26 protein-coding genes, 1 tRNA gene and 1 pseudogene are annotated in these 22617 nt (G+C 59.8%); 18 read left to right on the top strand and 10 right to left on the bottom strand.

Features of this window, described 5'->3' with window-relative positions; translation table 11 throughout:
* The 12 genes from nadA (at position 1) to AC2VNM_RS05505 (ending at position 9202) form a co-directional block, all read left to right on the top strand.
* Positions 1-1092, top strand: a complete 1092-nt coding sequence (gene nadA / locus AC2VNM_RS05560) for a quinolinate synthase NadA (protein ID WP_483190094.1) — start codon at positions 1-3, stop codon at positions 1090-1092.
* A gap of 8 nt (positions 1093-1100) precedes the next feature.
* The gene (locus tag AC2VNM_RS05555) at positions 1101-1706 is read left to right on the top strand and encodes a lysophospholipid acyltransferase family protein (RefSeq protein WP_483165271.1); all 606 of its coding nucleotides are present in this window, start codon (positions 1101-1103) and stop codon (positions 1704-1706) included.
* Positions 1707-1771: 65 nt separating this feature from the next.
* The gene (locus AC2VNM_RS05550) at positions 1772-2527 is read left to right on the top strand and encodes a YebC/PmpR family DNA-binding transcriptional regulator (protein WP_486913014.1); all 756 of its coding nucleotides are present in this window, start codon (positions 1772-1774) and stop codon (positions 2525-2527) included.
* Positions 2528-2562: 35 nt separating this feature from the next.
* Positions 2563-3072 (top strand): crossover junction endodeoxyribonuclease RuvC, encoded by a 510-nt coding sequence (gene ruvC, locus AC2VNM_RS05545; RefSeq protein ID WP_483165269.1) that lies wholly within the window; start codon positions 2563-2565, stop codon positions 3070-3072.
* A complete protein-coding gene (gene ruvA / locus AC2VNM_RS05540) occupies positions 3069-3650 on the top strand; it encodes a Holliday junction branch migration protein RuvA (protein ID WP_483190092.1) in 582 nt (193 codons plus the stop codon). The genes ruvC and ruvA overlap by 4 nt, the downstream gene beginning before the upstream one ends.
* Positions 3651-3667: 17 nt before the next feature.
* On the top strand, positions 3668-4714 hold the full coding sequence (gene ruvB / locus AC2VNM_RS05535; protein ID WP_483190091.1) for a Holliday junction branch migration DNA helicase RuvB: 1047 nt from the start codon (positions 3668-3670) through the stop codon (positions 4712-4714).
* Positions 4704-5126, top strand: coding sequence for a tol-pal system-associated acyl-CoA thioesterase (gene ybgC, locus AC2VNM_RS05530; RefSeq protein ID WP_483165266.1), 423 nt, complete (start codon positions 4704-4706; stop codon positions 5124-5126). The genes ruvB and ybgC overlap by 11 nt, the downstream gene beginning before the upstream one ends.
* 12 nt (positions 5127-5138) lie before the next feature.
* A complete protein-coding gene (gene tolQ / locus AC2VNM_RS05525) occupies positions 5139-5828 on the top strand; it encodes a protein TolQ (RefSeq protein ID WP_215872692.1) in 690 nt (229 codons plus the stop codon).
* Positions 5825-6244 (top strand): protein TolR, encoded by a 420-nt coding sequence (gene tolR, locus AC2VNM_RS05520; protein WP_483165265.1) that lies wholly within the window; start codon positions 5825-5827, stop codon positions 6242-6244. The genes tolQ and tolR overlap by 4 nt, the downstream gene beginning before the upstream one ends.
* A complete protein-coding gene (gene tolA / locus AC2VNM_RS05515; protein ID WP_486913012.1) occupies positions 6241-7239 on the top strand; it encodes a cell envelope integrity protein TolA in 999 nt (332 codons plus the stop codon). The genes tolR and tolA overlap by 4 nt, the downstream gene beginning before the upstream one ends.
* On the top strand, positions 7232-8497 hold the full coding sequence (gene tolB / locus AC2VNM_RS05510; RefSeq protein WP_486913011.1) for a Tol-Pal system beta propeller repeat protein TolB: 1266 nt from the start codon (positions 7232-7234) through the stop codon (positions 8495-8497). Before tolA ends, tolB begins: the two co-directional genes overlap by 8 nt.
* Before the next feature lie 48 nt (positions 8498-8545).
* Positions 8546-9202, top strand: a complete 657-nt coding sequence (locus tag AC2VNM_RS05505) for a LysE family translocator (protein WP_486913009.1) — start codon at positions 8546-8548, stop codon at positions 9200-9202.
* Here AC2VNM_RS05505 and queC read toward each other — a convergent pair.
* The 4 genes and pseudogenes from queC to pal all read right to left on the bottom strand — a co-directional run bounded on the left by queC (position 9199) and on the right by pal (position 11932).
* Positions 9199-9875, bottom strand: a pseudogene (gene queC, locus AC2VNM_RS05500) (7-cyano-7-deazaguanine synthase QueC). The gene AC2VNM_RS05505 and the pseudogene queC sit on opposite strands and share 4 nt — an antisense overlap.
* Before the next feature lie 10 nt (positions 9876-9885).
* Positions 9886-10524 (bottom strand): 7-carboxy-7-deazaguanine synthase QueE, encoded by a 639-nt coding sequence (gene queE, locus AC2VNM_RS05495; RefSeq protein WP_486913008.1) that lies wholly within the window; start codon positions 10522-10524, stop codon positions 9886-9888.
* A 2-nt stretch (positions 10525-10526) separates the two neighbouring features.
* Complete coding sequence (ybgF, locus tag AC2VNM_RS05490; RefSeq protein ID WP_486913007.1) at positions 10527-11339, bottom strand: tol-pal system protein YbgF; 813 nt, start codon at positions 11337-11339, stop codon at positions 10527-10529.
* A 17-nt stretch (positions 11340-11356) separates the two neighbouring features.
* Positions 11357-11932: a peptidoglycan-associated lipoprotein Pal gene (gene pal / locus AC2VNM_RS05485; protein ID WP_483165258.1), complete on the bottom strand. Its 576-nt coding sequence runs from the start codon at positions 11930-11932 to the stop codon at positions 11357-11359.
* Between the two features lie 137 nt (positions 11933-12069).
* On the opposite strand from pal, the gene hemC reads away from it, so the two are divergent.
* From hemC to AC2VNM_RS05465, 4 genes are all read left to right on the top strand, one after another.
* A complete protein-coding gene (hemC, locus tag AC2VNM_RS05480; RefSeq protein WP_483165282.1) occupies positions 12070-12987 on the top strand; it encodes a hydroxymethylbilane synthase in 918 nt (305 codons plus the stop codon).
* Positions 12984-13772: a uroporphyrinogen-III synthase gene (locus AC2VNM_RS05475; RefSeq protein WP_483165257.1), complete on the top strand. Its 789-nt coding sequence runs from the start codon at positions 12984-12986 to the stop codon at positions 13770-13772. Before hemC ends, AC2VNM_RS05475 begins: the two co-directional genes overlap by 4 nt.
* Positions 13769-14755, top strand: a complete 987-nt coding sequence (gene hemB, locus AC2VNM_RS05470; protein ID WP_483165256.1) for a porphobilinogen synthase — start codon at positions 13769-13771, stop codon at positions 14753-14755. Before AC2VNM_RS05475 ends, hemB begins: the two co-directional genes overlap by 4 nt.
* Before the next feature lie 89 nt (positions 14756-14844).
* A complete protein-coding gene (locus AC2VNM_RS05465; protein WP_483167192.1) occupies positions 14845-15438 on the top strand; it encodes an energy transducer TonB in 594 nt (197 codons plus the stop codon).
* On the opposite strand, the gene AC2VNM_RS05460 is transcribed toward AC2VNM_RS05465, so the two are convergent.
* From AC2VNM_RS05460 to AC2VNM_RS05450, 3 genes are all read right to left on the bottom strand, one after another.
* Positions 15435-16607: an EAL and HDOD domain-containing protein gene (locus tag AC2VNM_RS05460; RefSeq protein ID WP_486913006.1), complete on the bottom strand. Its 1173-nt coding sequence runs from the start codon at positions 16605-16607 to the stop codon at positions 15435-15437. The genes AC2VNM_RS05465 and AC2VNM_RS05460 overlap by 4 nt on opposite strands.
* 85 nt (positions 16608-16692) lie before the next feature.
* Entirely contained in the window at positions 16693-17232 is a 540-nt protein-coding gene (locus tag AC2VNM_RS05455; RefSeq protein ID WP_483165253.1) for a protoglobin domain-containing protein, read from the bottom strand.
* A 271-nt stretch (positions 17233-17503) separates the two neighbouring features.
* Positions 17504-17579, bottom strand: a tRNA-Lys gene (locus tag AC2VNM_RS05450).
* A 161-nt stretch (positions 17580-17740) separates the two neighbouring features.
* On the opposite strand from AC2VNM_RS05450, the gene msrA reads away from it, so the two are divergent.
* Positions 17741-18331, top strand: a complete 591-nt coding sequence (gene msrA, locus AC2VNM_RS05445) for a peptide-methionine (S)-S-oxide reductase MsrA (RefSeq protein ID WP_483165252.1) — start codon at positions 17741-17743, stop codon at positions 18329-18331.
* Positions 18328-18777, top strand: a complete 450-nt coding sequence (gene msrB / locus AC2VNM_RS05440; protein ID WP_483165251.1) for a peptide-methionine (R)-S-oxide reductase MsrB — start codon at positions 18328-18330, stop codon at positions 18775-18777. Before msrA ends, msrB begins: the two co-directional genes overlap by 4 nt.
* Here the strand turns inward: msrB and AC2VNM_RS05435 are convergent.
* The 3 genes from AC2VNM_RS05435 to AC2VNM_RS05425 are packed head-to-tail and all read right to left on the bottom strand — an operon-like array spanning position 18708 to position 22617.
* Positions 18708-20828 carry a diguanylate cyclase domain-containing protein gene (locus AC2VNM_RS05435; RefSeq protein WP_483165250.1) on the bottom strand — a complete coding sequence of 707 codons (2121 nt, stop codon included), beginning with the start codon at positions 20826-20828 and terminating at the stop codon, positions 18708-18710. The genes msrB and AC2VNM_RS05435 overlap by 70 nt on opposite strands.
* A gap of 44 nt (positions 20829-20872) precedes the next feature.
* The gene (locus tag AC2VNM_RS05430) at positions 20873-21220 is read right to left on the bottom strand and encodes a hypothetical protein (protein ID WP_483165249.1); all 348 of its coding nucleotides are present in this window, start codon (positions 21218-21220) and stop codon (positions 20873-20875) included.
* A gap of 23 nt (positions 21221-21243) precedes the next feature.
* Positions 21244-22617, bottom strand: a complete 1374-nt coding sequence (locus AC2VNM_RS05425) for a sigma 54-interacting transcriptional regulator (protein ID WP_483165248.1) — start codon at positions 22615-22617, stop codon at positions 21244-21246.

The following is a 22617-nucleotide window of genomic DNA, read 5'->3' as shown; positions in this document are numbered from 1 at the left end:
ATGACGGTCGACACGGTGCAATTTCGCGGACGCAACGAAGCGGCGGAGGTCGATACCCGAATTCGCGTCGCCAAGGCGGCGCTGGGCAAGCGTGCCGTCATCCTCGGGCACCACTACCAGCGCGAGGAAGTATATCGCCATGCCGACTTTCATGGCGATTCCCTGCAACTATCGCGGGCAGCCGCCGAGCTGGATGCCGAATATATTGTGTTTTGCGGGGTCCATTTCATGGCTGAGGTGGCGGACATTCTCAGCCGCCCCGAGCAGAAAAGCATCCTGCCCGACCTACAGGCGGGCTGTGCCATGGCCGACATGGCAAGTATCGAGCAGGTGGAGCGCGCCTGGGAGGAACTGCGCACCGTGCTTGATCCCGATGCGGAGATCACCCCCGTCACCTATGTCAATTCCAGCGCCGAAATCAAGGCCTTCTGTGGGCGCCATGGTGGCACGGTCTGCACCTCATCCAATGCTTGCAAGATCCTGGACTGGGGCTTCCACCAGCGTCCCAAGGCCTTTTTTTTCCCCGATCAGCATCTGGGGCGCTGGAGTGGACATCAATTGGGCATTCCCTTGCGAAAGATGCCGGTCTGGGATCCCGCGCTGCCTCTGGGAGGGCTCTCTCCCGAGGAGATTCGCCAGGCGAATATCCTGCTCTGGAAAGGGCACTGCTCAGTACATCAGATGTTCCAGCCCATTCATATCGAACGCTGGCGCGCCGCACACCCCCAGGGCAAGGTCATCGCCCACCCGGAGGCCGCCTTTGAGGTCTGTTCCATGGCCGATGCCGTCGGCTCCACGGATTTCATCCTGAAAACCGTGAAGGCCGCGGAACCCGGCAGCGAGTGGCTGGTGGGTACGGAAATCAACCTCGTCACCCGTCTGGCGGAAGAGGTGCGCCCCGAGGGGAAGACAGTGGAATTCATGTCGCCCATGGTCTGCATGTGCTCGACCATGTTTCGCATCGACCCGGAGCAGTTGGCGCTGACGCTGGAGGAATTGGTCGCCGGTCGCGAGCGCAATGTCATTCGCGTAGCCGAACAGACCGCCGCAGAGGCACGCGTCGCCCTGCAACGCATGCTGGAGCAGTCCTGAGCGCGACGATGCCGGCGGCTGCCGCCGATCAGAGCAGCGACTGGACATTTTCACAACGTGCCGTACATCGGGGAATCCTCTGCTACGCACGACAGTACCAAGGGGGCTATTGGGACGCCAGCACGGTTCCGGTGTCCGGCGCCGCCATCATCGCCTGCAATCACCTTTCGGTGCTTGACCCCCTGCTTCTTATCGCCAGCAATCAGCGCCTGATTTCCTTTCTGGTGGCACAGGAATACTACGATCTCCGCTGGCTGCGCCCGTGGCTGGACCTGAGCGCGTGCATCCCAGTGCGCCGCGATGGTCGCGACCTGCGCGCGCTGCTGCAGGCGCGTCGGCTATTGCAGGCCGGGCGGGTTCTCGGCATTTTTCCCGAAGGCGGCATTGCCCGGGAAGGGATGGAAAAGGGCCTGGCCTGGCTGGTACGTGAGAGCGCGGCGCCGGTCGTCCCCGCCCGCGTCCTGGGGGTGCGTCAGCATTCCTCCGATTGGCAGACCTGGCTGCGGCGCCAGCATCCCGTGCTGCGCTACGGAGTTCCCCTGCATTTTCATCCGGATGCCGATGCCGGCGAGATCCTCGGTGCGACGCGCAGCGCCATCACCACCCTGGCATGACGTTTGCGTGGTATTTGGGCTATCATGCGCGCTATCAGCGAGTTGTGAAGGTTTAGGAGTTGGGTATGTCCGGTCATAGCAAATGGTCCACCATCAAATTCAAGAAGGCACTCAAAGACGCTAAACGAGGCAAGATCTTTACTCGCCTCATTCGCGAAATTACCGTGGCGGCGCGCGCCGGTGGCGGTGACCCGGGCAGCAACTCTCGGCTGCGTCTCGCCCTCGACAAGGCCTATGCGGCCAATATGGCCAAGGATACCGTGGAGCGCGCCGTCAAGCGGGGCACCGGAGAGCTGGAGGGCGTGGACTACGAGGAGGTCACCTATGAGGGCTACGGCCCCGGTGGCGTCGCCATCCTGGTGGAGACCATGACCGACAACAAGGTGCGCACGGTAGCCGAGATTCGCCACATCTTTTCCAAGCGCGGCGGCAATATGGGCAACGCGGGTTCGGTAGCCTATCAATTCAAAAAGCTGGGCTTGATCACCTTCCCTGCCGATGCCGATGAAGACCGTATTCTGGAGGCAGCCCTGGAGTCCGGGGCAGAGGATGTGGTCAACGAGGGAGAACGGATCGCCGTATACACCGCGGCCACCGACCTGCACGCAGTGACCCAGTCACTGACAGACGCCGGTCTACAACCCGAAGATAGCGAAATCACCATGATCCCCGAAAACACCATTGAAGTCAGCGGCGAGGATGCGGAAAAGCTCCTGCGCCTGATCGAGTTTCTGGAAGAAAATGACGACGTGCAGAACGTCTACGCCAATTATGAACTGAGTGAAGAAGAGATGGCACGGCTGGAGGCAGCGGCATCCTGAGGATGCGGTGAGCGACGGAACAAACGCCAGCAACCATGCAACGTATCATCGGCATTGATCCCGGCTCCCTGCGCACTGGCTACGGCATCATCGAGGCTGATTGCGCAGGACGTCTGCGCCATATCACCCACGGCTGCGTCAACGTAAGCGGGCGGCCGTTTCTAGAACGCATTGCCGCCATCCATCGAGGACTGCGGCAGGTACTACGAGATTTCGCGCCGCAAAGCGCTGCCGTAGAACAGGTCTTTCTCGCGCGCAATGCCGATTCTGCGCTAAAGCTTGGGCAGGCGCGCGGCGCGGCGCTGGTCGCCCTCTTGGAGCATGATTTACCGGTCTGTGAATACACGGCGCTGCAGATCAAAAAGGCGACCGTTGGTGGCGGCCATGCCGACAAGACGCAGGTGGAGCACATGGTGCGGCGTCTCCTCGGCGTGCACGAGGCGATCCAGGCCGACGCTGCCGATGCCCTGGCCTGTGCCATCTGCCACGCCCACAGCGCCGGCACGCAACAGTTCTGGCAGTCCCGGGAGATCATCGGGCGATGATCACCAGCCTGCACGGCAAGATCCTGCAGCGCCGCCCACCCTGGCTGTGGCTCGACGTCTCCGGCGTGGGCTACGAAATCGAGATGCCGCTTTCCTGCTTCTACCGACTCCCCGCCGAGGGGAGTCCGTTGCAGGTCTTTACGCATTTTGTCGTGCGTGAAGATGCCCAACTACTCTATGGCTTTCTGACTCTCGACGAGCGCGAACTCTTTCGTCTGCTGATCAAGGTCAATGGCATTGGCGGCAAGGTAGCCCTCGCCTGCCTGGCGGGACTGGAAGTGGGACAGTTGCGCGAGGCATTGCTCCTGGGCGACAAAAGACGGCTCACGGCCATTCCCGGCATTGGGGCCAAAACGGCGGAGCGCATGATCATCGAGTTGCAGGATAAGATCACTGCTGGCGGCACCCCTTTGCAGCCCGGCACGCTGACCAGTGATCCCAAGCAGGAGGCTATCGCTGCCTTGCAGAGCCTGGGTTACAAGGCCATCGAGGCGCAACGGGTAGTCGATGGGATGTCGGGAGAGCTCCCCGTCGAAGAACTGATTCGTCAATCTTTACAAATTCTTGCGCGTCGTTAACGGGAACTTTGTCGACCATGAGTACTCCCAGCGCCATGAACCGAGACCACTTGAGTGCTACCGAGCAATCTGGCGACAAGGTCGATCACGCCCTGCGCCCACGGTTGCTGCAGGAGTATCTGGGGCAGGAACGCCTGCGCGAATCTCTGTCATTGTTCATCGACGCGGCGCGGCAACGACAGGAGGCACTGGACCACGTCCTGCTCTTTGGTCCCCCGGGACTCGGCAAGACGACCCTGGCGCACATCATTGCCCAGGAAATGGGCGCTGGCCTCAAGGTGACCTCTGGCCCGATTCTCGACAAGGCCGGCGATCTGGCCGCCATCCTCACCAATCTGCAACCCCATGATGTGCTCTTTGTCGATGAGATCCATCGCCTCAGCCCGGTAGTGGAAGAAATCCTCTACCCGGCGCTTGAGGATTTTGAACTGGATATCCTAATTGGCGAAGGTCCGGCGGCCCGCTCCATCAAGATCGGCTTGCCGCCTTTCACCTTGATCGGCGCTACCACCCGTGCCGGGCTCCTGTCTTCGCCGCTGCGCGATCGCTTTGGCATCAGTTTTCATTTGGAGTTTTACAGCGTCGAGGAGCTGAGTCGCATCGTCGCACGTTCGGCGGGGATTCTGCAGGTACCTGCGGCCCCGGAAGGCGTGCGTGAAATCGCCGCGCGTGCCCGCGGTACCCCACGGATCGCGAACCGCTTGCTGCGCCGGGTACGCGACTATGCCCAGGTACGCGGCAATGGCACGATCTACCATGCCACCGCCCGCGCCGCCCTAGAGCTGATGGAAGTGGATGAGCACGGCTTTGATCCCCAGGATCGTCGCCTGCTCGGCATCATCATCGAGCGCTTTGGCGGTGGACCGGTGGGGGTGGAGAGCCTGGCCGCAGCGCTGGGCGAGGATCGGGGCACCATCGAAGATGTACTCGAGCCCTTTCTTATCCAGTCCGGCTACCTCATCCGCACGCCCCGTGGCCGCTGCGCAACGGCGCAGAGCTACCTTGCCCTGGGGCTGCCACGACCGGAATCCGGGCAGTCCGGGAGTCTCTTCGATGCGGGCTAGCGCTACGCCACAAGGTCACTTCGCCGTGCGCGTATATTATGAAGATACGGATCACGGCGGCGTGGTGTATCATGCCAATTATTTGCGCTTTATGGAGCGCGCCCGCACGGAAATGTTACGCGAGAGGGGCCTCGAGTTGGACCAATTGGAGCGAGACGATGGCGTGATTTTTGCGGTGCGCCGCGCGCGCCTCGACTTCCGCGCTCCGGCCCGGTTCAATCAGTTGCTGGACATCGAGACCCAAATTGACGAAGTCCGTCCCCTGCGCATGCGCTTTACCCAGCAGGTTGCGCATGCCGGGATGCTGCTTTGCCACGGCGAGGTCGAGGTTGCCTGTCTGACGGCTGCTGATTTTCGCCCCACCCCCATACCCAGGCACGTGCTGCGTGCCTTCTTCCCTGACCAGCCCTGAACACGAGACCCCATGGACACCACTGCCCCAGCCCAACATCTATCCCTCAGCCACCTGATCCTGCATGCCAGTCCGGTCGTGCAGGGTATCCTGCTCTTGTTGCTGATCGCATCCGTTGTATCGTGGTTCGTCATCTTTCAAAAAGGGATGGTGTTCTCCAGCGCACATCGGGCTCTGAAACGCTTTGAAAAACGCTTCTGGAGTGGCGGTGAAATGGCACAGATCTACCAGAATGTGAGTAACAATCCGCAGTTGGAAATGGGCGCCGGAAGCATCTTCTGCGCAGGCTATGAAGAATTTCAGCGACAGCGCAAGGGGCACGCTGGCGATGCCCTGGATGCCGCGCGGCGCGCCATGCGCGGCGCCCAGATCCGCGAGATTGGCCAGCTGGAGAGCAATCTTCCCCTGCTTGCTTCGATTTCTTCCGTAGCCCCCTTCGTGGGCCTCCTCGGCACGGTCTGGGGCATCATGACCACCTTCATGAACATCGGTATGGCACAACAGGCAACTCTGGCAGCGGTGGCACCACCCGTCGCCGAGGCGCTGATCGCGACCCTCGCGGGTCTGTTTGCCGCCATCCCGGCTACTTTTTTCTATAACCGCTTTGTCCATCGCCTCGATGAACTTGATGCCCATTATGAAGTCTTCATGGATGAGTTCACCAACATCCTGCATCGCCAATTGCCTGAGAGCAAAGTATGAGAAGCCGTAAGCGCCGTCGTTTGCTCGCCGAGATGAACGTCGTGCCCTACATCGACGTATCGTTGGTGCTGCTGGTGATTTTCATGCTCTCCGCGCCACTCTTGACCCAGGGTGTCAACGTCAATCTGCCCAAGGGCGTGAGCAAACCCGTGCCGGACAAAATCCCGCCTATCGTCATCTCGGTAGCCAAGGATGGCAAGCTCGACCTCCAGTACAAGGATCAACATCTGAGCCCGCAACTACAAAACCTCGCGAACTCCATAGAAAAGATCGGGGCTGGTAATCCGGCGCAGTTACAGGTGCTGGTCGGTGGCGATGCCCATGCGGACTACGGCAAGGTGATGGCAGTCATGGCGGCCCTGCAGCAGGCAGGCATTTCCCACGTGGGCCTGCTTACCCGACCGGAACGGCATTGAACGAACAACCCCGCATCCTGCCGCTACTGCTGGCCGTCATCCTCAATGTGGCGGTCCTAGTGGCATTGTTCTGGACCTTCCACGTCAATATCCCGGCTGCTGGGCACGCCGCCATGCAGGCGACGCTGGAGAGCACCCTGCCAAGCCCGGCTCCCGCTCCAGCGGCAAAGCCTGCACCCGTCCCCGCACCGGCCCCCAGGCCAGTGCCACAGCCGGCACCAAAACCTGCCCCAGCGCCGATCCCGAGACCTAAGCCGGAGCCAGAGCCCAAGCCAGCGCCGAAGCCTGCGAAGCCCTCGCCCACCCAAGTCGAAAAGCAGGCACGGGAAGCTGCCGCCCAGCTCGCGGCGGAGCGGGCGGCTGCGGAAAAACACGCGGAGGAGCTAGCTGCCCGACGGGCCGCCGAACAAAAAGCCGCAGCGGAGAAAGCTGCGGCGCAAAAGGCGGCCGAACGTGCGGCGGCCAAAGCCGCAGCGCAAAAGGCAGCAGAAGAACGGGCCGCCAAAGAGGCTGCCGAGAAGGCTGCAGCAGAAAAGGCAGCAGCAGCCAGAGCCGCGGCGCGGAAGAAGCAAATGGCCGAGGAAGCGGCCAAGGCCGCCCAGGCAGCACGGGCCAAGGCCCTGCAACAACAATTGGAGGCACAGGCCAAGGCACAGGCCGAGGCCAATCTGGCGGCAGCGCGGGCACAGCAGGCCGCTGAGGATCAACGCCTGGCGGCGCTCTTTGGACAGAAAATACAGCGTCGGGTATACCGCGCCTGGGATACCACCTTTGCCGCATCGCTGAAATGCGAGGTGGCGATCGAGCTGACGCCAACGGGAGCGATTATCGGTCAGCCACGCGTAGTCAGCGGCAGCGGCAATCCCGCCTTTGATCAGGCAGTAATTCGCGCAGTCGAAGCTGCGGCACCTTTTGTTCCTCCCATTGGTCTACCCTATAGCGCCTACAAAAGCGTCGTCATCCGATTCAACGCCGAGGATCTCAACCATGCGTAAGAGCGTCATCGTATTTCTTCTGGGACTATTGGCCCTCGCTTTCGTTTTGCCCAGCGAGGCGGCCCTGACCGTCCAGGTGACCAAGAGCGTCTCCACAGCCTTGCCGATTGCCATTCCCTCGTTCGGCCCTGGCATTGCGGGACAACCGACAGTGGCCGACGTGGTGCGGGCCGATCTTAGTCATAGCGGCCTGTTCCGGGTTCTCAGCCCAGCCAGCTATCCGAGTGACCCACAGGCACCGGGTGCGGTGCAGTCCAGTGCCTGGACCGGCATCGGCGCCACGGGTCTCGCCGTCGGTGCGGTGGAAAAAAGCGCCGCAGGTTATACGGTCACCGTCTATGTCTACAATGTGGCCACCGGCCAGGAACTCGCCGCCAAACGCTTCACCTGCTCGCCGGCAGAATTGCATATGACCGCGCACCACGTAGCCGACGTGATCTATCAGGCGTTCACCGGCAAACCCGGCCCCTTTGCCAGCCGCATCGCTTACGTGCGTCAGGTAGGGGCCGAGTATTCGCTGATTGTGGCGGAATCGGACGGCTGGAATCCGCACGTGGTGGTGCAGGGGCGCATGCCTCTGCTCTCCCCGGTCTGGTCTCCAGACAGCCAACGGCTGGCCTACGTAACGTATGTGAATTCGCGGGCCACCATCTTCGTGCAGAACCTCGCCACGGGCACGCGTCAGGCCATTGCCCCGGGAGGCCAGATCGTCAGTGCGCCCAGTTTTTCGCCCAACGGAGAAGAACTCGCCTATGCGCGCTCGGAAGGCGGCGAAACCAACATCTTCAGCGTCAATCTGCGTACTGGGCAGCGGCAACAATTGACCCACGGTGGCAGCATCAATACCTCCCCCAGCTGGTCTCCCAGTGGGGGGCAAATCGCCTTCGTGTCGGACCGAGACGGTGGTCCGCAGATCTTTGTCATGAACGCCCAGGGCGGCGGCCAACACCGCATTAGCTACAGCGGCAACTACAATGCTAGCCCGGCCTTTTCCCCCAATGGGCAACGCATCGCCTTCATCCATCGTACCGATGGCGTCTATGCCCTGGCAGTGATGAATGCCGCGGGCGGCGATCTGAAGGTTCTCGATGCCCAAGGCAACTGTGATCACCCAAGTTTTGCCGACAATGGCGAAATGGTGATCTACGGTACCCACCGCGGCGGCCGCAAGGTTTTGGCCGAGGCCAGCGTCGACGGTCGTACCCTGGCGATCTTGCACGGCGCGGGGGAGGATAGCCAGCCGGCCTGGTCACACTAAGAAAGAGGGAAAGCGGCAGACACTCTCCGTCTTGGTTCCGCGACGCCGATGAGCCTGCATCTTTGGCTTCTCTATGTACTGACGGTCCTGGTCATTTCCGGAATCCCAGGACCCAACATGCTCCTGCTGATGACCCATGGTGCAATACACGGCCTGAGGCGTTCGGTCGCTACCATGTTTGGCTGCTTTTCTGCATTGCTGTTGATGATGCTGGTTTCCGTAGGCGGCCTTGGCCTGTTTCTGCAAAGCTGGCCTCGGCTCTTTACCCTCGTGCGCGTCATTGGAGCCCTGTATTTGCTCTATCTCGGCATCTCGGCCTGGCGACAGGCAGGCGGCAGCGCATCAGCAGAACCGCAAGGGACTGACGCAGAGCCAGAAACCGGTAGACACTCACCGGGCGTCCTGTATCGCACCGGGTTTCTGGTAGCCATGAGCAATCCCAAGGCCATCCTTTTTACCCTAGCTCTGGTGCCGCAATTCATGCGCTACCAGGATAATCTGCAGCTGCAATTTGCCGAGTTGATTCTCAGCTTTGCCGTCATTGAATTCAGTTGGTATATCGTCTACTCCGCTGCAGGCGCGCGTCTTGCCCGGTGGTTACGCGGCCCCATCGCGAAAAAACGTCTACAACAGTGGACTGGAGGGATTTTCGTGCTTCTTGGACTGGCGCTGCTAGCCCTGGCGATTGCTGAGCTGCACTTTTAGCGATACGGGGCCGGATCGGCAATGCCGAGTTCGGCAAAGGCCGCCAGGCGCAGGCGACAGGCATCACAACGGCCGCAGGAGCGTCCCGCAGAATCCAGCTGATAGCAGGAACGGGTGAGACTGTAGTCGACGCCAACATCGAGTCCGGCGCGATGATCTCTGCCTTGCGCAACTGCTGCAAGGGTGCGTGTATCTGTGGCGCTGCGCCTTCCACGCCAAGCTTGGTCGCCACCGTCGCAAGATGATTGAAGGCATCGATAAAGGCAGGTCGGCAATCAGGATAGCCACTGTAGTCCTGACTATTGACCCCGACATAGATATCCGTAACCTCCAGCACTTCCGCCAAGGCCAAGGCATAAGAGAGGAATACGGTGTTACGCGCCGGCACGTAGGTGATCGGAATCCCATCGCCAACGCCGGTCTCCGGAACCGCCAGGGCTGCATCGGTGAGGGCCGAACCGCCCAACCCTCCCAGGTCGATCTTGAGAATCCGATGACTGGCCACCCCCACGGCCTGAGCCACGGCACGAGCGTAATCCAGTTCGTTTTGATGACGCTGCCCGTAGTCGAAAGACAAGGCGTGGAGGACACGACCATCGCGCCGCAAAAGACCTGCCACGGTAGCCGAGTCGAGGCCCCCGGAAAGCAACAGAATCGCTTCGTTAGCCGTCATGCCCCCTCCATTAGTGACCCGGGATGTCGCCCCAAATCCATTTGTGCAGTTGCACCTGCAAACGGACTGGCAATTGATCCGCCAGTATCCACTCGGCCAGCTCGCGCAGATCCAGCTCGCCATAACTGGGAGAGAAGAGCCACTCCGCAACCGGCAAGGGATGTTCGCGCACAACGTCGCGTGCCCATTCGTAATCCTTGCGGTCACACAGAACGAACTTTACCTGATCGCGGGCACTCAGGTACTGCAGATTCTGCCAATGATTTTTTTCGCTCTCCCCGGAGCCCAGGGTCTTGATATCAAGAATCTTGACCACCCGTGGATCGACGTCGCGCACGGAAAGGGCGCCGCTGGTTTCGAGATAGACCTCACGATTAGCGTTACAGAGGCTCTGAAGCAGATCATGCACCCCGGCTTGGGCAAGGGGTTCACCCCCAGTCACCACAACCAGTTGGTCTGTACGCTCCTCTACCCGGGCGAGGATCTCTTCGAGCTCCATCCATTCGCCCCCGTGAAAGGCGTAGGCACTGTCACAGTATTGGCAGCGCAGCGGGCAGCCCGTAAGGCGAACGAAGGTCGCCGGACGACCCATGGCACTGGTTTCCCCCTGCAGGCTATGAAAAATTTCCGTGATGCGCAGCCGCGCCATAGCTACTGGCCGCTGGCCTGTAGCTGGGTTTGTGCCTTTTGCGCCGCCGGGGTGTTGGGGAACTGCTTCAGAATCCGGTTGAAGGTGGCTCTCGCCTTGGCCGGCTGTCCGATGGCCTGGTAGATCTGACCCATGCGCAAGAGTGCATCTGGCGCTTTGCTACTCTGCGTATGCTGGGCAGCGGCGCTGAGGCTCTTGATGGCGGCGTCATTCTGTCCGAGTACATACTGCGCCTGCCCGAGCCAGTAATAGGCATCTACGACGAGGCTGCTTTGCGGATATTTATGGATGAAGTCCTGCAGTGCAGTGGCTGCCGTTCCATATTTCCCCGAGCGCAATAGATCAAAGGCACGCTGATAATCCGCTTGCCCCAACCCCTGCACGGGCGAACTGGCCGCGCTGCTGGCCTCGGCAGCAATGGCACTGCTTGGCGCCTGATTCAGCACCGCGACACTCGAACTGCTGGCGGTGACCGCCGTGGCAGCACCGCTGCTCGCGACAGCAGCAGACAGCGCCGCCAGCTTGGTATCGATTTCCTGTTGTGCAGCAGAAAGGGCGTGGGTTTTGCTTTCGAGCTCGCCGCGCAGCTCACGGATTTCCTGTTGCATCTGCTGCGAGCGATTGAGTAGATCACCGAGGGCAGACTGACTGCCCCGGCTAGCCTTTTGCACCGCGATGAGGCTTTGGATTTCGCCCTGCATCACCGCCACCTGCTGTTGCAGCTGCAGAATCTGCTGCCCCTGGGATTCTGCCCAGGCCGGAGAACTAACAGCCAGGAGCCCAGCAACCACAACTGCAGTCCACTTACCCTTCATCGAAAACGACCTCCAGATCAGCCGTTGTACCCCCCGCTGTACACAAAGTCGACGCGCCGATTGCGCGCCCAGCATGCCTGATCATTCTGGCTGCAGAGAGGGTTGTCCTTGCCAAAGCTGACCGTACTGATACGGGCAGCGCTTACTCCCTGAGACTCCAGATAGCGCTTGACAGTTTCCGCACGCCGTTCGCCCAGGGCCAGATTGTATTCCTGCGTGCCCCGATCATCGGTGTTGCCTTCCAGGCGCACCTGTACGTGGGCATGATTCATCATGAACTGGGCGTTTTCGGCAGCAATGGCCTGGCCGTTGGCATCCATACTGTCGCTGTCGAAAGGAAAGTGAACACGCAGATGGCTGGGCAATGCCGCCAATTCCGCCGCCGTCAGGCCGCGGTTACTACCGCCAATGGGACCGTTGGTGTTGAGGTCCTGAGAGCCGACGCCCTGGCCATTGTAGCCATTGGTAGCGACCGAGCTCACCGGCGCCACGGGCGTGACTGCGGTGGGGGCACCACTGCCGACATTGCGCGCGCAACCAGACAGCGCCAAAAAAGAGAGGCCGAACACGACGACGACACTGCGAAGCTGCATGGTTTCTTCTCCAAAGGAATAATAGGGATTGTATCGCAGGCACTGGAAATTCAGCAATCATTCATCCACAACTGCTTGACAGGAGTAGTGGCACTGCTATGGTGAAGAACATTCTCCGGCAATCGACGAAATTTGGCATGGACCCATTGCGTATCGGCACTCGCGCCAGCCCCCTCGCACTCTGGCAAGCAGAGCACGTGCGCGAGGCCTTGCTGACACGGGATCCTTTCCTCTCCGTGGACCTCGTACCAATGACCACGACTGGCGACCGCGAGCTGGCAGCCCCCTTGCATCAATTGGGAGGCAAGGGCCTATTCGTCAAAGAAATCGAGAGTGCGCTACTCGCAGGCGAGGTCGATCTCGCCGTCCATTCCATGAAAGATGTACCCGCGCTGCAGCCCGAGGGTCTAGAGCTGGCCGTGATCCTGGAGCGGGAAGATGTGCGCGACGCCTTTGTCGCCGCGCAGTACGAGAATGAAATGGCGCTGCCCAAAGGCGCGCGGGTGGGAAGCTCCAGCCTGCGGCGGCGGGCGCAGCTACTGCACCGGCGACCCGACCTGCAACTCGATGACTTGCGTGGCAATGTCGCCACCCGCCTGGCCAAGCTCGACCGCGGCGACTATGACGCGATCATTCTTGCAGCGGCCGGACTCAAGCGCTTGGGGATGGAGGAACGGATCCGCAGCTTCTTTGCGGTGGAAGATTCCTTGCCAGCGGTAGGTCAAGGGGCGATTGGCATCGAGATCCGCGCCGATGACGAAAAAACGCGGTCCTTGGTACTGCCCCTTGCCCATCTGGAAACCAGTCTTTGTGTCCGCGCGGAACGGGCCATGAATCGCACCCTGGGCGGCGACTGCCGTCTACCGGTAGCCGCCCTCGCTCGTTGGGAAGAAGGTATGCTGAAACTCGAAGGCCGCGTGGCGAGCCCGGACGGCGAGACGGTATTGCGCGCAGAGGCAGCCGGCAGCGACCCTGTCGCCTTGGGCGAGCGGGTTGCAGAGGACCTTCTGCAGCAAGGGGCGGGAAAGATCATCAAGGAGTTGCAACCAGCATGAGCGTTATCCTGCAAAACAAAGGTATCGTCGTCACCCGGCCGAAGGAACAGTCCACCGAACTGATCGCGGAGCTGCAACGCCTGGGCGCACGCGCCATCGCCTTCCCGGCGTTACAGATCGATGCGCCTGCGACCTGGCATTCCCTGGATGCGGCCCTGGACCAACTCGATTCATTTGATTGGGCCGTGTTTACCAGCCGCAATGCCGTGCATTTTGCCTTGAGTCGATGGCAGAGTCGCGGGCAACATGCGTGGCCGGCATCGGTCCAGGTTGCCGCCATCGGCCGAGAGAGTGCCAAAGCCATTGCCGAGTTTGGCATCGAGGTAGCCCTGGCACCCAAGCGCGCAGGCTCGGAAGGCCTGTTGGAAAACCCGGAGTGGCAGACGGTGACTAGTCAACGCTTCGCCCTCTTTGCCGGCGACCAGGGGCGCGAGCTCATCGAGCAGACCCTCGAAGAGCGGGGCGCCATGGTAGAGAAGATTTTCTGCTACCGCCGCGTCGTTCCCGGGGCGAACCCAACGCCACTGCTGCATGCCTGGGCGCGGGGCGAGCTCAATGCGGTCACCGTCACCAGCCCAGAAATTTTTCACAATTTTTACCAGATGGTCGGGGGGCTTGGGCAGCGCTGGCTGAAAAAGACCCCCATCATCGCCATCAGCCCGCTGACGGCAGAAGCTATCACCAGCAAGGGCCTACCCGCTCCTTGGGTGGCACCGGAGGCAAGCAATGCCGGCTTGATCGCCGCCTTGGAGGATTGGGCGAGCCAACAGGAGGAAAGCGCATGAAACTCCATTCCTTGCGCCATCAGCCCCGCCGCCTGCGTCGCCAGGCAGCCATGCGCGCCCTGTTGCGCGAGACCCATCTGCATCCCAGCGACTTTCTGTTACCAATCTTTCTCGTAGAGGGCGAGGCGATTCGCAGCGAAATCGCCAGCATGCCTGGAGTGTTTCGCCACAGTATCGACTCGGCGTTACGCCTCTGTGGCGATGCCGTGGATCGTGGCATTCCAGGGGTACTGCTGTTTGGCGTGTTGGATGCCCCGGCCAAGGACGCCGTGGGCAGCGCCTCGTGGGCGAGTGAGGGACTGGTACAGCGCGCCAGCCGCACCATCAAGGAACGCTTCCCGAATCTTCTGGTGATTGCCGATGCCTGCTTTTGCGAATACACCGATCACGGCCACTGCGGCGTGCTCGATGCGCACGGTGATCGCGACGACAATGCCACCCTGGAAAATCTGCAGCAGCAAGCTCTCTCCTACGCCGAGGCGGGGGTAGATGTCATCGCCCCTTCGGGGATGGTGGATGGTATGGTACTGGCCATTCGCGAGGCGCTGGATGCAGCACGGCACGAAAACGTAGCGGTTCTCTCCTACGCCATCAAGTATGCTAGCGCTTTTTATGGACCGTTTCGCGATGCGGCCGACAGCGCCCCCAGTTTTGGGGATCGCCGCGCCTATCAGATGGACCCGGCCAATCGTCGCGAAGCCTTTCGCGAACTGGACCTGGACCTGGAAGAAGGGGCCGACATGGTCATGGTCAAACCGGCTATGGCCTATCTGGACCTCATCCACGATGTACGGGAACGTTGCGACTTTCCCGTCTTCGCCTATCAGGTGTCGGGGGAATACAGCATGTTGCGCGCTGCGGCCCAGGCCGGTTACCTAGATCTACAAAATTCGGTGTTGGAGTCCCTGCTTGCCATCAAACGTGCGGGCGCCGACGGTATCATCACCTATTCGGCCGTGGAGGTTTGTGACTGGCTCCGGTAAATCCAGCCGCTTCCCGTCGCCGTCGATCCCGGATCCGAGAATCACTGGCCTTGCCATGGTTCTGGCTTCGGGTGATTTCCATAAGTACGATGCTGTACTTGGCTCGACTATTCGTACCCAAGGCAGACGATCTCGATCAACTCTTCCCCTGGCTGCTTGCCGCTACTGCGGTCATCGGATCTCTCCTCCTGCTGTTTTGGGCAGCTCTCATGCCCGCACAGCAAACCATCCAGAATGCGCAGCGAGCGCATGATTCACGGGTAGAAATCACCCTGGCCCCCCTGCCGCAACGCCACCAGCTCCATCCGGCCAGCGATATCCCGAGTCTGGCACAAGGACCAGGGCTACCCAGCAGCCAGGAACGGGCCGAGACCCCGCCAACGACACTCAAACAACGGGAACTCGCCGACTATCTCCTACTCTGGCAAAAACATATCGTCGATATGGCCAAAGCCCAGCTCACCCGAGAAAAACTCCCCACTGGCAAGATCGTGGTCGCCGTGACGATCTCACCTTCCGGGGAATTACTGGGCATAGAGATAGTAGAGGGCGAGAACAACCAGATCCTTGCCGAAGCGGTACGGGAAATCCTGATCAGCGCAGCGCCGTTCCCCCCCCTGCCGCCAGCCTGGCAACGGCCACCACAGAATCTGCGAATCATCAGGACCTGGAACTTTCTCTAACGCGGCAGCGCCGCAGTCCAGGCCATGGCCTCCAGGGCTAAGCGATTGACGCTCTCCACCGGAACTCCCACTTGGGTCGCCCACTGTTGTATCGCCCGGTAATCTCCCCGCTCTACACTCTCGAGAAGCCGGAGCAGGACACCATCCTCACCATCACGCTCCAACAATGCCGTAGTGATTGAGGGGTGCAGTTTCAGTTCTTTCAGGATGTCTATCAGCGGCTGGTCGAACAGGGCATCAACCAGCGACAACATTCCCACCAGAAATGAGCGGTGCAACGCCTCCGGTGATTGCTCCAGATGTGTACTCTCTTGGCGCAGCAATTCCGCAAGGCGCGCACGGCTACTGGCCATTGCCAGCAGGGAGTGCTTGCGTGGCCCCTGACTGGTGAACATAAGCAGCGTCAGCCAGCGTTGCAGGGGAACTCGACCCAAGACAAGCAAGGCTTGCCGGATACTATCGATTTCGCGACCACGGCGCATGCCCGCAGAATTAAGATAGCGCAGCAGTTGCACCGACAAGGCCGGATCGCGACGAAAGCCCTCCTCAATCTCATTAATCGGTCCGTCCTCGGAGAGCAAATTCAATAGCTGAAAGAGATTTCTTTGATCGTTGCCGACACGAGGATTGGACACGACTTGCGGCCGCATGAAAAAGTATCCCTGACTCCAGTCAAAACCAGCGCCGAAACAGTTGGCCGCCTGTTCCCGCGTCTCTACACGGGTAGCAATGAGTAACGGCATGCCGGTAGCATACTTCTGTGCGCGGACTAGTTTCAGTAAATTTTGCATATCCGCCGCAGCAATCTCGTGCACATCAATTTTTACATAATTCATCCATGGTAACAGCGGAACTTCCCAGGCTTTACCAGAAAACCTGTCGAGGGAAATCCGAAAACCAGCCTTCTTCAAGTACTGTATTTTTCCCAAAAATTCGCGATTTGGTGCTTCGGTAATAGTGAACTCCGGAACGACGCGATCGCAGGGAAACAATTCCAACGTTTTTTCATCAAACAAACTATTTGTAAAATTGATAAAGGCTCTTTTCCCGTCGAGAAGCTGCTCCAGTTGGTAGATCGAAAACACCTTTACCAAAACCTGTGCCGAAGCCAGAAACGGGTCTTCGGTTGGGCTATACTCTTCCCGCGCCAACAATTCGTAGGCCTGCACGTTGCCTTTGGCATCCAGGATGGCCTGACGGGCTACCAAGTCCAGGTTTGCGGCGCTTTTATCTGATTCTTCAGTCATACAGTCGTCATGCGGTCATCAAACGATCAAGGAGTGATTTTGAGATACCGGTAACCTCCAGTAGACGGGTAGTATACGCTCGATCCGTAAGATATTGACACAAATCGAGAAGCCGAAGGGTAGCCGCGGTCAGCGCACCGTCCGGAAACTCTCGGGCAATGGCATTCTTACCAAAGGAATGCGGCAATGCCGCGCGCAAAAAGCTCATGATAAAGGCGTTATACAGGGGCGGGATTTTATGTTGTACATTTTGTTTGCCCAACTCCTCTTGTTGGCGCAGGAAGCCGGCATCGTGCGGACCCGAAAAAAGATTCGTCAACCACTGGCCGAGGTGCGCTGCGTAGTTACCATAAGCCTGGCCGAGCTTGGCGGCAATTTGCTCCTGCTGCAACAGATTGGCCTGCAACAGATCCACCACCTCGGGAACGATCGGAACAATTTTGGGTGCTGCCCGCTGCAACAAGCAAAGATCCTCTGCAGTAATCCCGGCGATTGTAATGAAAGCCTGTAACTGCGAGTCTTGCTGGGCACACTCTAACAACTCCATCCAATCCTCCAGGTTGTTCGCCATTCTCTTAATCGGGTGATCTGTTCCTACTTCCTTTGCACCCACCATACTGATGGCGGAAAGCCGAAAATAGGAAACGCTCCTCGTTCTCCTAGCTGGCAGACACATCACCCCGCAATGGTAGAGATTAGAGCATATCCTGCGCATTGCAAGGGATTCGAGTCCAGGCCGCGGAGTCGCTCGCTGCCAACCATGGTCGGACTTGCGCTGGCACGAGCAGGCACGCGACAGGAGAGACCAAAATTTGACATGGTGGGAGCGATGGGATTCGAACCCATGACCCACGGCTTAAAAGGCCGCTGCTCTACCGACTGAGCTACACCCCCGGGGCCAAGAATTATGCGTTGTCCACCCCTGTAGGGTCAACCGCCGGTAATCGCAGGGCATTGGGCACGGTCTTGATGTAACCAAGCCCCCTCGCCCTTGCGGCAGCCAGCCAGGAAGGGCTATCGTGCGTCCATTGCGCAGTTTTGCTCAGGAGCTTTGGATGCCAACAAATGTTCTCCCTCTTCCCGAGTGGCAGGATCCAGAAGCAGACGTGCCAGCCAGAATCGTTCTGGCTGGCGGCTGTTTTTGGTGCGTGGAGGGGGTCTATCGCGAACTGGCTGGAGTACAGTCTGTGCTTTCTGGCTACGCTGGTGGGCAGGAGAAGGACGCCAATTACCGTGCGGTCTGCAGTGGCGCCACGGATCACGCGGAAGCAGTAGAGCTGCGCTATGACCCACAACAGCTGCGATTCGGGCAAATACTGCAGGTGTTTTTCGGGGTGGCCCACGACCCCACCCAGCGCGATCGCCAGGGCAACGACATCGGCCGCCAGTATCGCTCCGCCATATTTTTTCTGAACGATGCCCAGGCCGACATGGTTCGCGCCTATATCGCCCAGCTGGAAAAGGAAGGATTTTTTCGACAGCCGATCGTTACCGAGCTGCAGGCCCTCGACTCATTTTATCCGGCCGAGGAGTACCACCAGGACTATGCGCGCCGCAACCCCGATCAACCCTATATCTGCGCCGTTGCGCAGCCCAAAATCCAGGCCTTGGCAAGCTTGTTTCCGCAATATCGGAGGAAGGCATGAGGAGTTCGTCGGCAGGTTATGATCTCACCCCAATCAGCGCCGAAGAGCGTGCGCTGCGTGCCCGACACCTTTCGGCCGAAGTGCGCCACGTCCTCTTTGAGCACGGTACTGAACCGCCATTTTGCGGTGGATTGTTGGACGAGAAACGTCCGGGTGTCTTTGTCTGCGCGTTGTGCCATCTGCCACTCTTTCGTTCCCGGGAAAAATTTGATTCAGGAACCGGCTGGCCGAGCTTCTTTGCTCCGTTCGCTGGCGACCATATCCGTGAGCGGCGCGACACGAGTCATGGCATGATCCGCACCGAAATTCGCTGCGCCCGTTGTGACAGTCACTTGGGACACGTCTTTACCGACGGGCCAGCACCTACCGGGCTGCGCTATTGCTTGAACTCTGCGGCACTGGAATTCCGCGATGAGGCGCCAGCAGCCGACGGCTTGTCAGACTGATCGGCATTCCTCAGGGCAACAGTGGATGGCTCCGAGAGAAGTACTGTATCGGCGATAGCATCATAGAGATAGAAAGTTTTCGCGCGCTGGCCTTTCGTACTTTTCGCCGCATAAAGGGCCTGGTCGGCATGTCGTAGCAGAATCTCCTCAGGCGCATCGTCGAGAGGATAGAGGGTAACGCCAAAACTACTGTCTATCTGCACTTCGCTACCGTCGGCAAGGACAATTTTTTCCCGGATTGCACACTGGACCCGGTCCAGGACGCGCTCCAGCACGTCCATGGAAGTCAGCTTTCCCAATAATAATGCAAATTCATCGCCGCCAAAGCGTGCCACCAGATCGCCCTCGCGGACGGCGGCACGCAGGCGCCGGGCCACTACCTGCAAGACCAGATCTCCCGCCGCATGCCCGTGCTGGTCATTCACTGGCTTGAAATCATCGAGATCCATCATACACACTGCCAACAGAAATTCCTCTGTGCGCGCCAAGGCCTTCGGCAGCTCCGCCAGATATGCAGCACGATTTGGGAGTTCCGTCAGTGCATCGTGCTTGGCGCGCCAGCTCTGCTCCTCTCGCTCCGCTTCAATCTGATTCTTCAACGCCAATTCGTCCAGGCCAAAACCCAGGATCTTGGCCGTACGTGCCAGGGCCGACAAAAGCGTACGGTCAAAATACTCTTGCTGGGGACTGGCTACACATAGCAGCGCCCAGAGATCATCCTGATGCTGGATGGGAATGATCGCCAGGCTATTCCAGCCAAATTCGGCGATCAGGCCGGCAAGGCTTTGATATTTCGGATCCTCACGATAGTGATTGTGGTATTGCAATCTTCTCTCTCGCCAGGCCGTCGCGATGAGGGACGCGGGCTCACGCTGATCGACATGCACCCGCGCCCGAGTCAGCTTGTCGCTGTTTCTGCCCGCGGCACTGATCGGCACGAAATAGCCATGGCTGTCCGGTTGCGCGACAAAAGCAGTGCTGAACAGGCCATTTTCCACCAGATGACGACAGGTCTGACGCAAAATCGTGGCGGCGGAGCGGGAACGCATGAAGATGTCTCCCTGACTCAGAAAGGCCTGGTACAGTCGATTGCTGCGTTCCAGACGTTCACGTTGGTCCTGTTTTTCAAGGGCAATTCCCAGCATGCGGGCGAGACGCATCAGGGTGCGTCGGCGGGAGGGTGCGGAAAAATACCTTGGCGTGCGGCTGTATACACCAAATAACGCCTCAAGATTGCCCGCGACCTGCACCGGACACGCAATGGCGCTGCGCCAGGCACCCGTGCTGTGCAAGGTCTCCCGCCATGGCAAAAACAGAGGATCTGTCTCCAGATCGGAGACAGCCACCAGCTGCCCGGTGTTCCAGGCCCGCCCCATGGGACCGCGGGCGGTCGGTCCTGCGTCGACGCGGATATGCACCTGCTCGAGATAGCTTGCCATCTGCGCACCAGCAACGGCGATAGGCTGCAGTTCCCCCGCATGGGGTTTACCGACCCACGCACCATCCACCCCAGGCAACAGTACGATCTTGTTGATCATGCGTTGCAGCAATTGTTTCTCATCCGCCTCGCTAAGCAAGAGGATGTCGATTCTTTCGATGATCTGCTCTTCGTCCGATTCCAACTGTCGCATGCTGCGCAATTGTACGACCAAGTCGCTGGCCAGCCGTTGACTGATGCGCTGATCCAGCTCTGGCAGCGGCCGTACAAAGGCCGCGAGGGCGCGCCGCAGCTGTGCCGAAAACAGTCCGCTGGCCATCACCAACCAGTCGGCGGGCAGGCCCAAACGATGGTGAACTGCGCCCACTTTCCGACTGAGCTCCGCACGTGCCACGGGATCATCTTCCAGTAACAAGCACGCGAAGTGACGGTGCTGTGCCGCCTGCATATGCTCCAGCGTGGCACTGTCCAGAGTGGTAACATACGCCGCAACCTCCGGCTCCCGACAAAGCTCCGCAAATGCCTGGTGCGAAGCTTCTTCGATCGCTGCGAAGAACTCTGCGCGCTGCAGTTCCGATTCTACAAAGATTGGGGTGCTGGAACCCTCGGGCATCACTTGGACACGCTCGTTCTGGGAAAGTGAGAGAAGATAGCGGTCTATGGCTTTTTTTGACCCTTGGCACCCCAGTGGCCAACAAAAAACAGCACCACTGCCATGACCAGTTCCTGGATGGCTGGAATCAGCCAGCCTTGTGGCCAGGCGCGAAAGACAATCATCGCCAGGGTAATGACCCCGAGTACGAAGAGCAGAATGCTGAGTTGGCGGAGAGCCGCGAAGACATTGCGCGCGCTCAGGGCGCCAATCCCCCGGCGCACGCCAAGCCGCCGCAAAAAAATATCCAGCCCTTGCGGGGCAATCAAATAAAAAAACGTGAGTAGCAAAAACACCAGGATCAGCAGAGCAATCAGCACTTCCACATAGGCAAGGACAGTTACCATCGGCATGGACTATTCTCCTGGTTCCCTGTTCAAGTTTCCGGATTCTCTTCCTCGCCCTCTTTGAAGGTCGCCGGGTCGAGATGATAACGGCGCAGCAAGCGATAGAATTCAGTACGATTGCGCTGCGCGAGCTGTGCGGCCTGACTGACGTTACCACGGGTCATGCGCATGAGCTGAATCAGATAGTTCATCTCGAAACGGCCCTTGGCGTCGGCCAGGGGGACGACTTCGCCGTCACGATCGCGCAGGGCATGGCGGATCAGGGGGGCACCGATGCGCGGTGTGGTCGAGAGCACTACCGCTTGTTCGATGACATTGGCCAGCTGGCGAACGTTTCCGGGCCAGGGGGCGGTAACCAACAACTCCATAGCCTCGGGCGCGATACCCCGCACGTCTTTGCGGTTGCGCGTGGCCGCCTCGCGCAGGAAATGCTCTGCCAGCAGCGGGATATCCTCGGCGCGCTCGGCCAGCGCCGGCAGCTCCAGGGTCACCACGCAGAGCCGATAATACAGATCGTCGCGGAAACGTCGCTCGGCCATTTCCCGCTCCAGGTCGCGGTGGCTGGCGGAAATCACCCGGACGTCCACCGGAATGGTCTCCGTGGCGCCAACCGGACGGATTTGCCGCTCCTGCAAGGCACGCAGGAGCTTGACCTGCAAGGCAAGAGGCATGTCGCCGATTTCATCGAGAAAGAGGGTGCCGCCATCCGCCGCCTGAAACAGGCCCACATGATTGCTGGCAGCCCCGGTAAATGCGCCTTTTTTGTGGCCAAAGAGTTCGGATTCCAGGAGCTGCTCGGGAAATGCCCCGCAATTGACGGCCACAAACGGGCGATCACGACGCGGACTCGCCTGATGAATGGCTTGCGCCAGAAGCTCTTTACCGGTACCGCTGGCACCGTGAATGAAAACGCTGGCATCCGCAGCCGCCACCAGGCGCGCCTGATCGAGCAACGCCTGCATCTTGGCGCTGCGGGTCAGGATACGCTCCCAGCCTGCGGCTTCCTTGCCGTGCTTTCCCTGAGGGGCGGCAGCGGTCAACTGAAAAGCGCGTTCGACCTCGGCCATGAGCTCTTTGCCATCAAACGGTTTGGTCAAGAAAGCAAAAACGCCTTGATTGGCGGCCAGCAAGGCATCGGGGATGGAGCCGTGGGCCGTTAGAATGATGACCGGCAGAGTGGGATAGTCGCGGCGGATCGCATCGAGCAACGCCATGCCATCCATTTCATCCATTTTCAGATCGGTGACGACCAGGGCCGGATGTTCGACGGCCAGCTGCGAAAGGGCCTCCCGCCCATTGGCCGCGGTACTGATCTGGTAACCCGCGCTTTTCATCCGCAACGACAAAAGGCGCAACAAATCGGCGTCGTCATCTACAAGTAAGATTTTCGCTTGCTTGGCCAA

This window comes from Acidithiobacillus sp. TH-A67 (genome assembly GCF_057473545.1).
Note: the sequence above shows the minus strand (reverse complement) of the source record. Positions and strands in the feature narration are given on the sequence as shown.

Coding starts and splice junctions, on each gene's coding strand:
- AC2VNM_RS05475 (WP_483165257.1), top strand. CDS start 12,984: ATGAGCGTTATCCTGCAAAACAAAGGTATCGTCGTCACCCGGCCGAAG.
- hemC (WP_483165282.1), top strand. CDS start 12,070: ATGGACCCATTGCGTATCGGCACTCGCGCCAGCCCCCTCGCACTCTGG.
- ruvA (WP_483190092.1), top strand. CDS start 3,069: ATGATCACCAGCCTGCACGGCAAGATCCTGCAGCGCCGCCCACCCTGG.
- hemB (WP_483165256.1), top strand. CDS start 13,769: ATGAAACTCCATTCCTTGCGCCATCAGCCCCGCCGCCTGCGTCGCCAG.
- msrB (WP_483165251.1), top strand. CDS start 18,328: ATGAGGAGTTCGTCGGCAGGTTATGATCTCACCCCAATCAGCGCCGAA.
- tolQ (WP_215872692.1), top strand. CDS start 5,139: ATGGACACCACTGCCCCAGCCCAACATCTATCCCTCAGCCACCTGATC.
- tolB (WP_486913011.1), top strand. CDS start 7,232: ATGCGTAAGAGCGTCATCGTATTTCTTCTGGGACTATTGGCCCTCGCT.
- AC2VNM_RS05465 (WP_483167192.1), top strand. CDS start 14,845: ATGCTGTACTTGGCTCGACTATTCGTACCCAAGGCAGACGATCTCGAT.
- ruvB (WP_483190091.1), top strand. CDS start 3,668: ATGAGTACTCCCAGCGCCATGAACCGAGACCACTTGAGTGCTACCGAG.
- ruvC (WP_483165269.1), top strand. CDS start 2,563: ATGCAACGTATCATCGGCATTGATCCCGGCTCCCTGCGCACTGGCTAC.
- queE (WP_486913008.1), bottom strand. CDS start 10,524: ATGGCGCGGCTGCGCATCACGGAAATTTTTCATAGCCTGCAGGGGGAA.
- ybgF (WP_486913007.1), bottom strand. CDS start 11,339: ATGAAGGGTAAGTGGACTGCAGTTGTGGTTGCTGGGCTCCTGGCTGTT.
- AC2VNM_RS05555 (WP_483165271.1), top strand. CDS start 1,101: ATGCCGGCGGCTGCCGCCGATCAGAGCAGCGACTGGACATTTTCACAA.
- nadA (WP_483190094.1), top strand. CDS start 1: ATGACGGTCGACACGGTGCAATTTCGCGGACGCAACGAAGCGGCGGAG.
- msrA (WP_483165252.1), top strand. CDS start 17,741: ATGCCAACAAATGTTCTCCCTCTTCCCGAGTGGCAGGATCCAGAAGCA.
- AC2VNM_RS05435 (WP_483165250.1), bottom strand. CDS start 20,828: ATGCCCGAGGGTTCCAGCACCCCAATCTTTGTAGAATCGGAACTGCAG.
- pal (WP_483165258.1), bottom strand. CDS start 11,932: ATGCAGCTTCGCAGTGTCGTCGTCGTGTTCGGCCTCTCTTTTTTGGCG.
- tolR (WP_483165265.1), top strand. CDS start 5,825: ATGAGAAGCCGTAAGCGCCGTCGTTTGCTCGCCGAGATGAACGTCGTG.
- AC2VNM_RS05505 (WP_486913009.1), top strand. CDS start 8,546: ATGAGCCTGCATCTTTGGCTTCTCTATGTACTGACGGTCCTGGTCATT.
- AC2VNM_RS05550 (WP_486913014.1), top strand. CDS start 1,772: ATGTCCGGTCATAGCAAATGGTCCACCATCAAATTCAAGAAGGCACTC.
- ybgC (WP_483165266.1), top strand. CDS start 4,704: ATGCGGGCTAGCGCTACGCCACAAGGTCACTTCGCCGTGCGCGTATAT.
- AC2VNM_RS05455 (WP_483165253.1), bottom strand. CDS start 17,232: ATGGAGTTGTTAGAGTGTGCCCAGCAAGACTCGCAGTTACAGGCTTTC.
- AC2VNM_RS05430 (WP_483165249.1), bottom strand. CDS start 21,220: ATGCCGATGGTAACTGTCCTTGCCTATGTGGAAGTGCTGATTGCTCTG.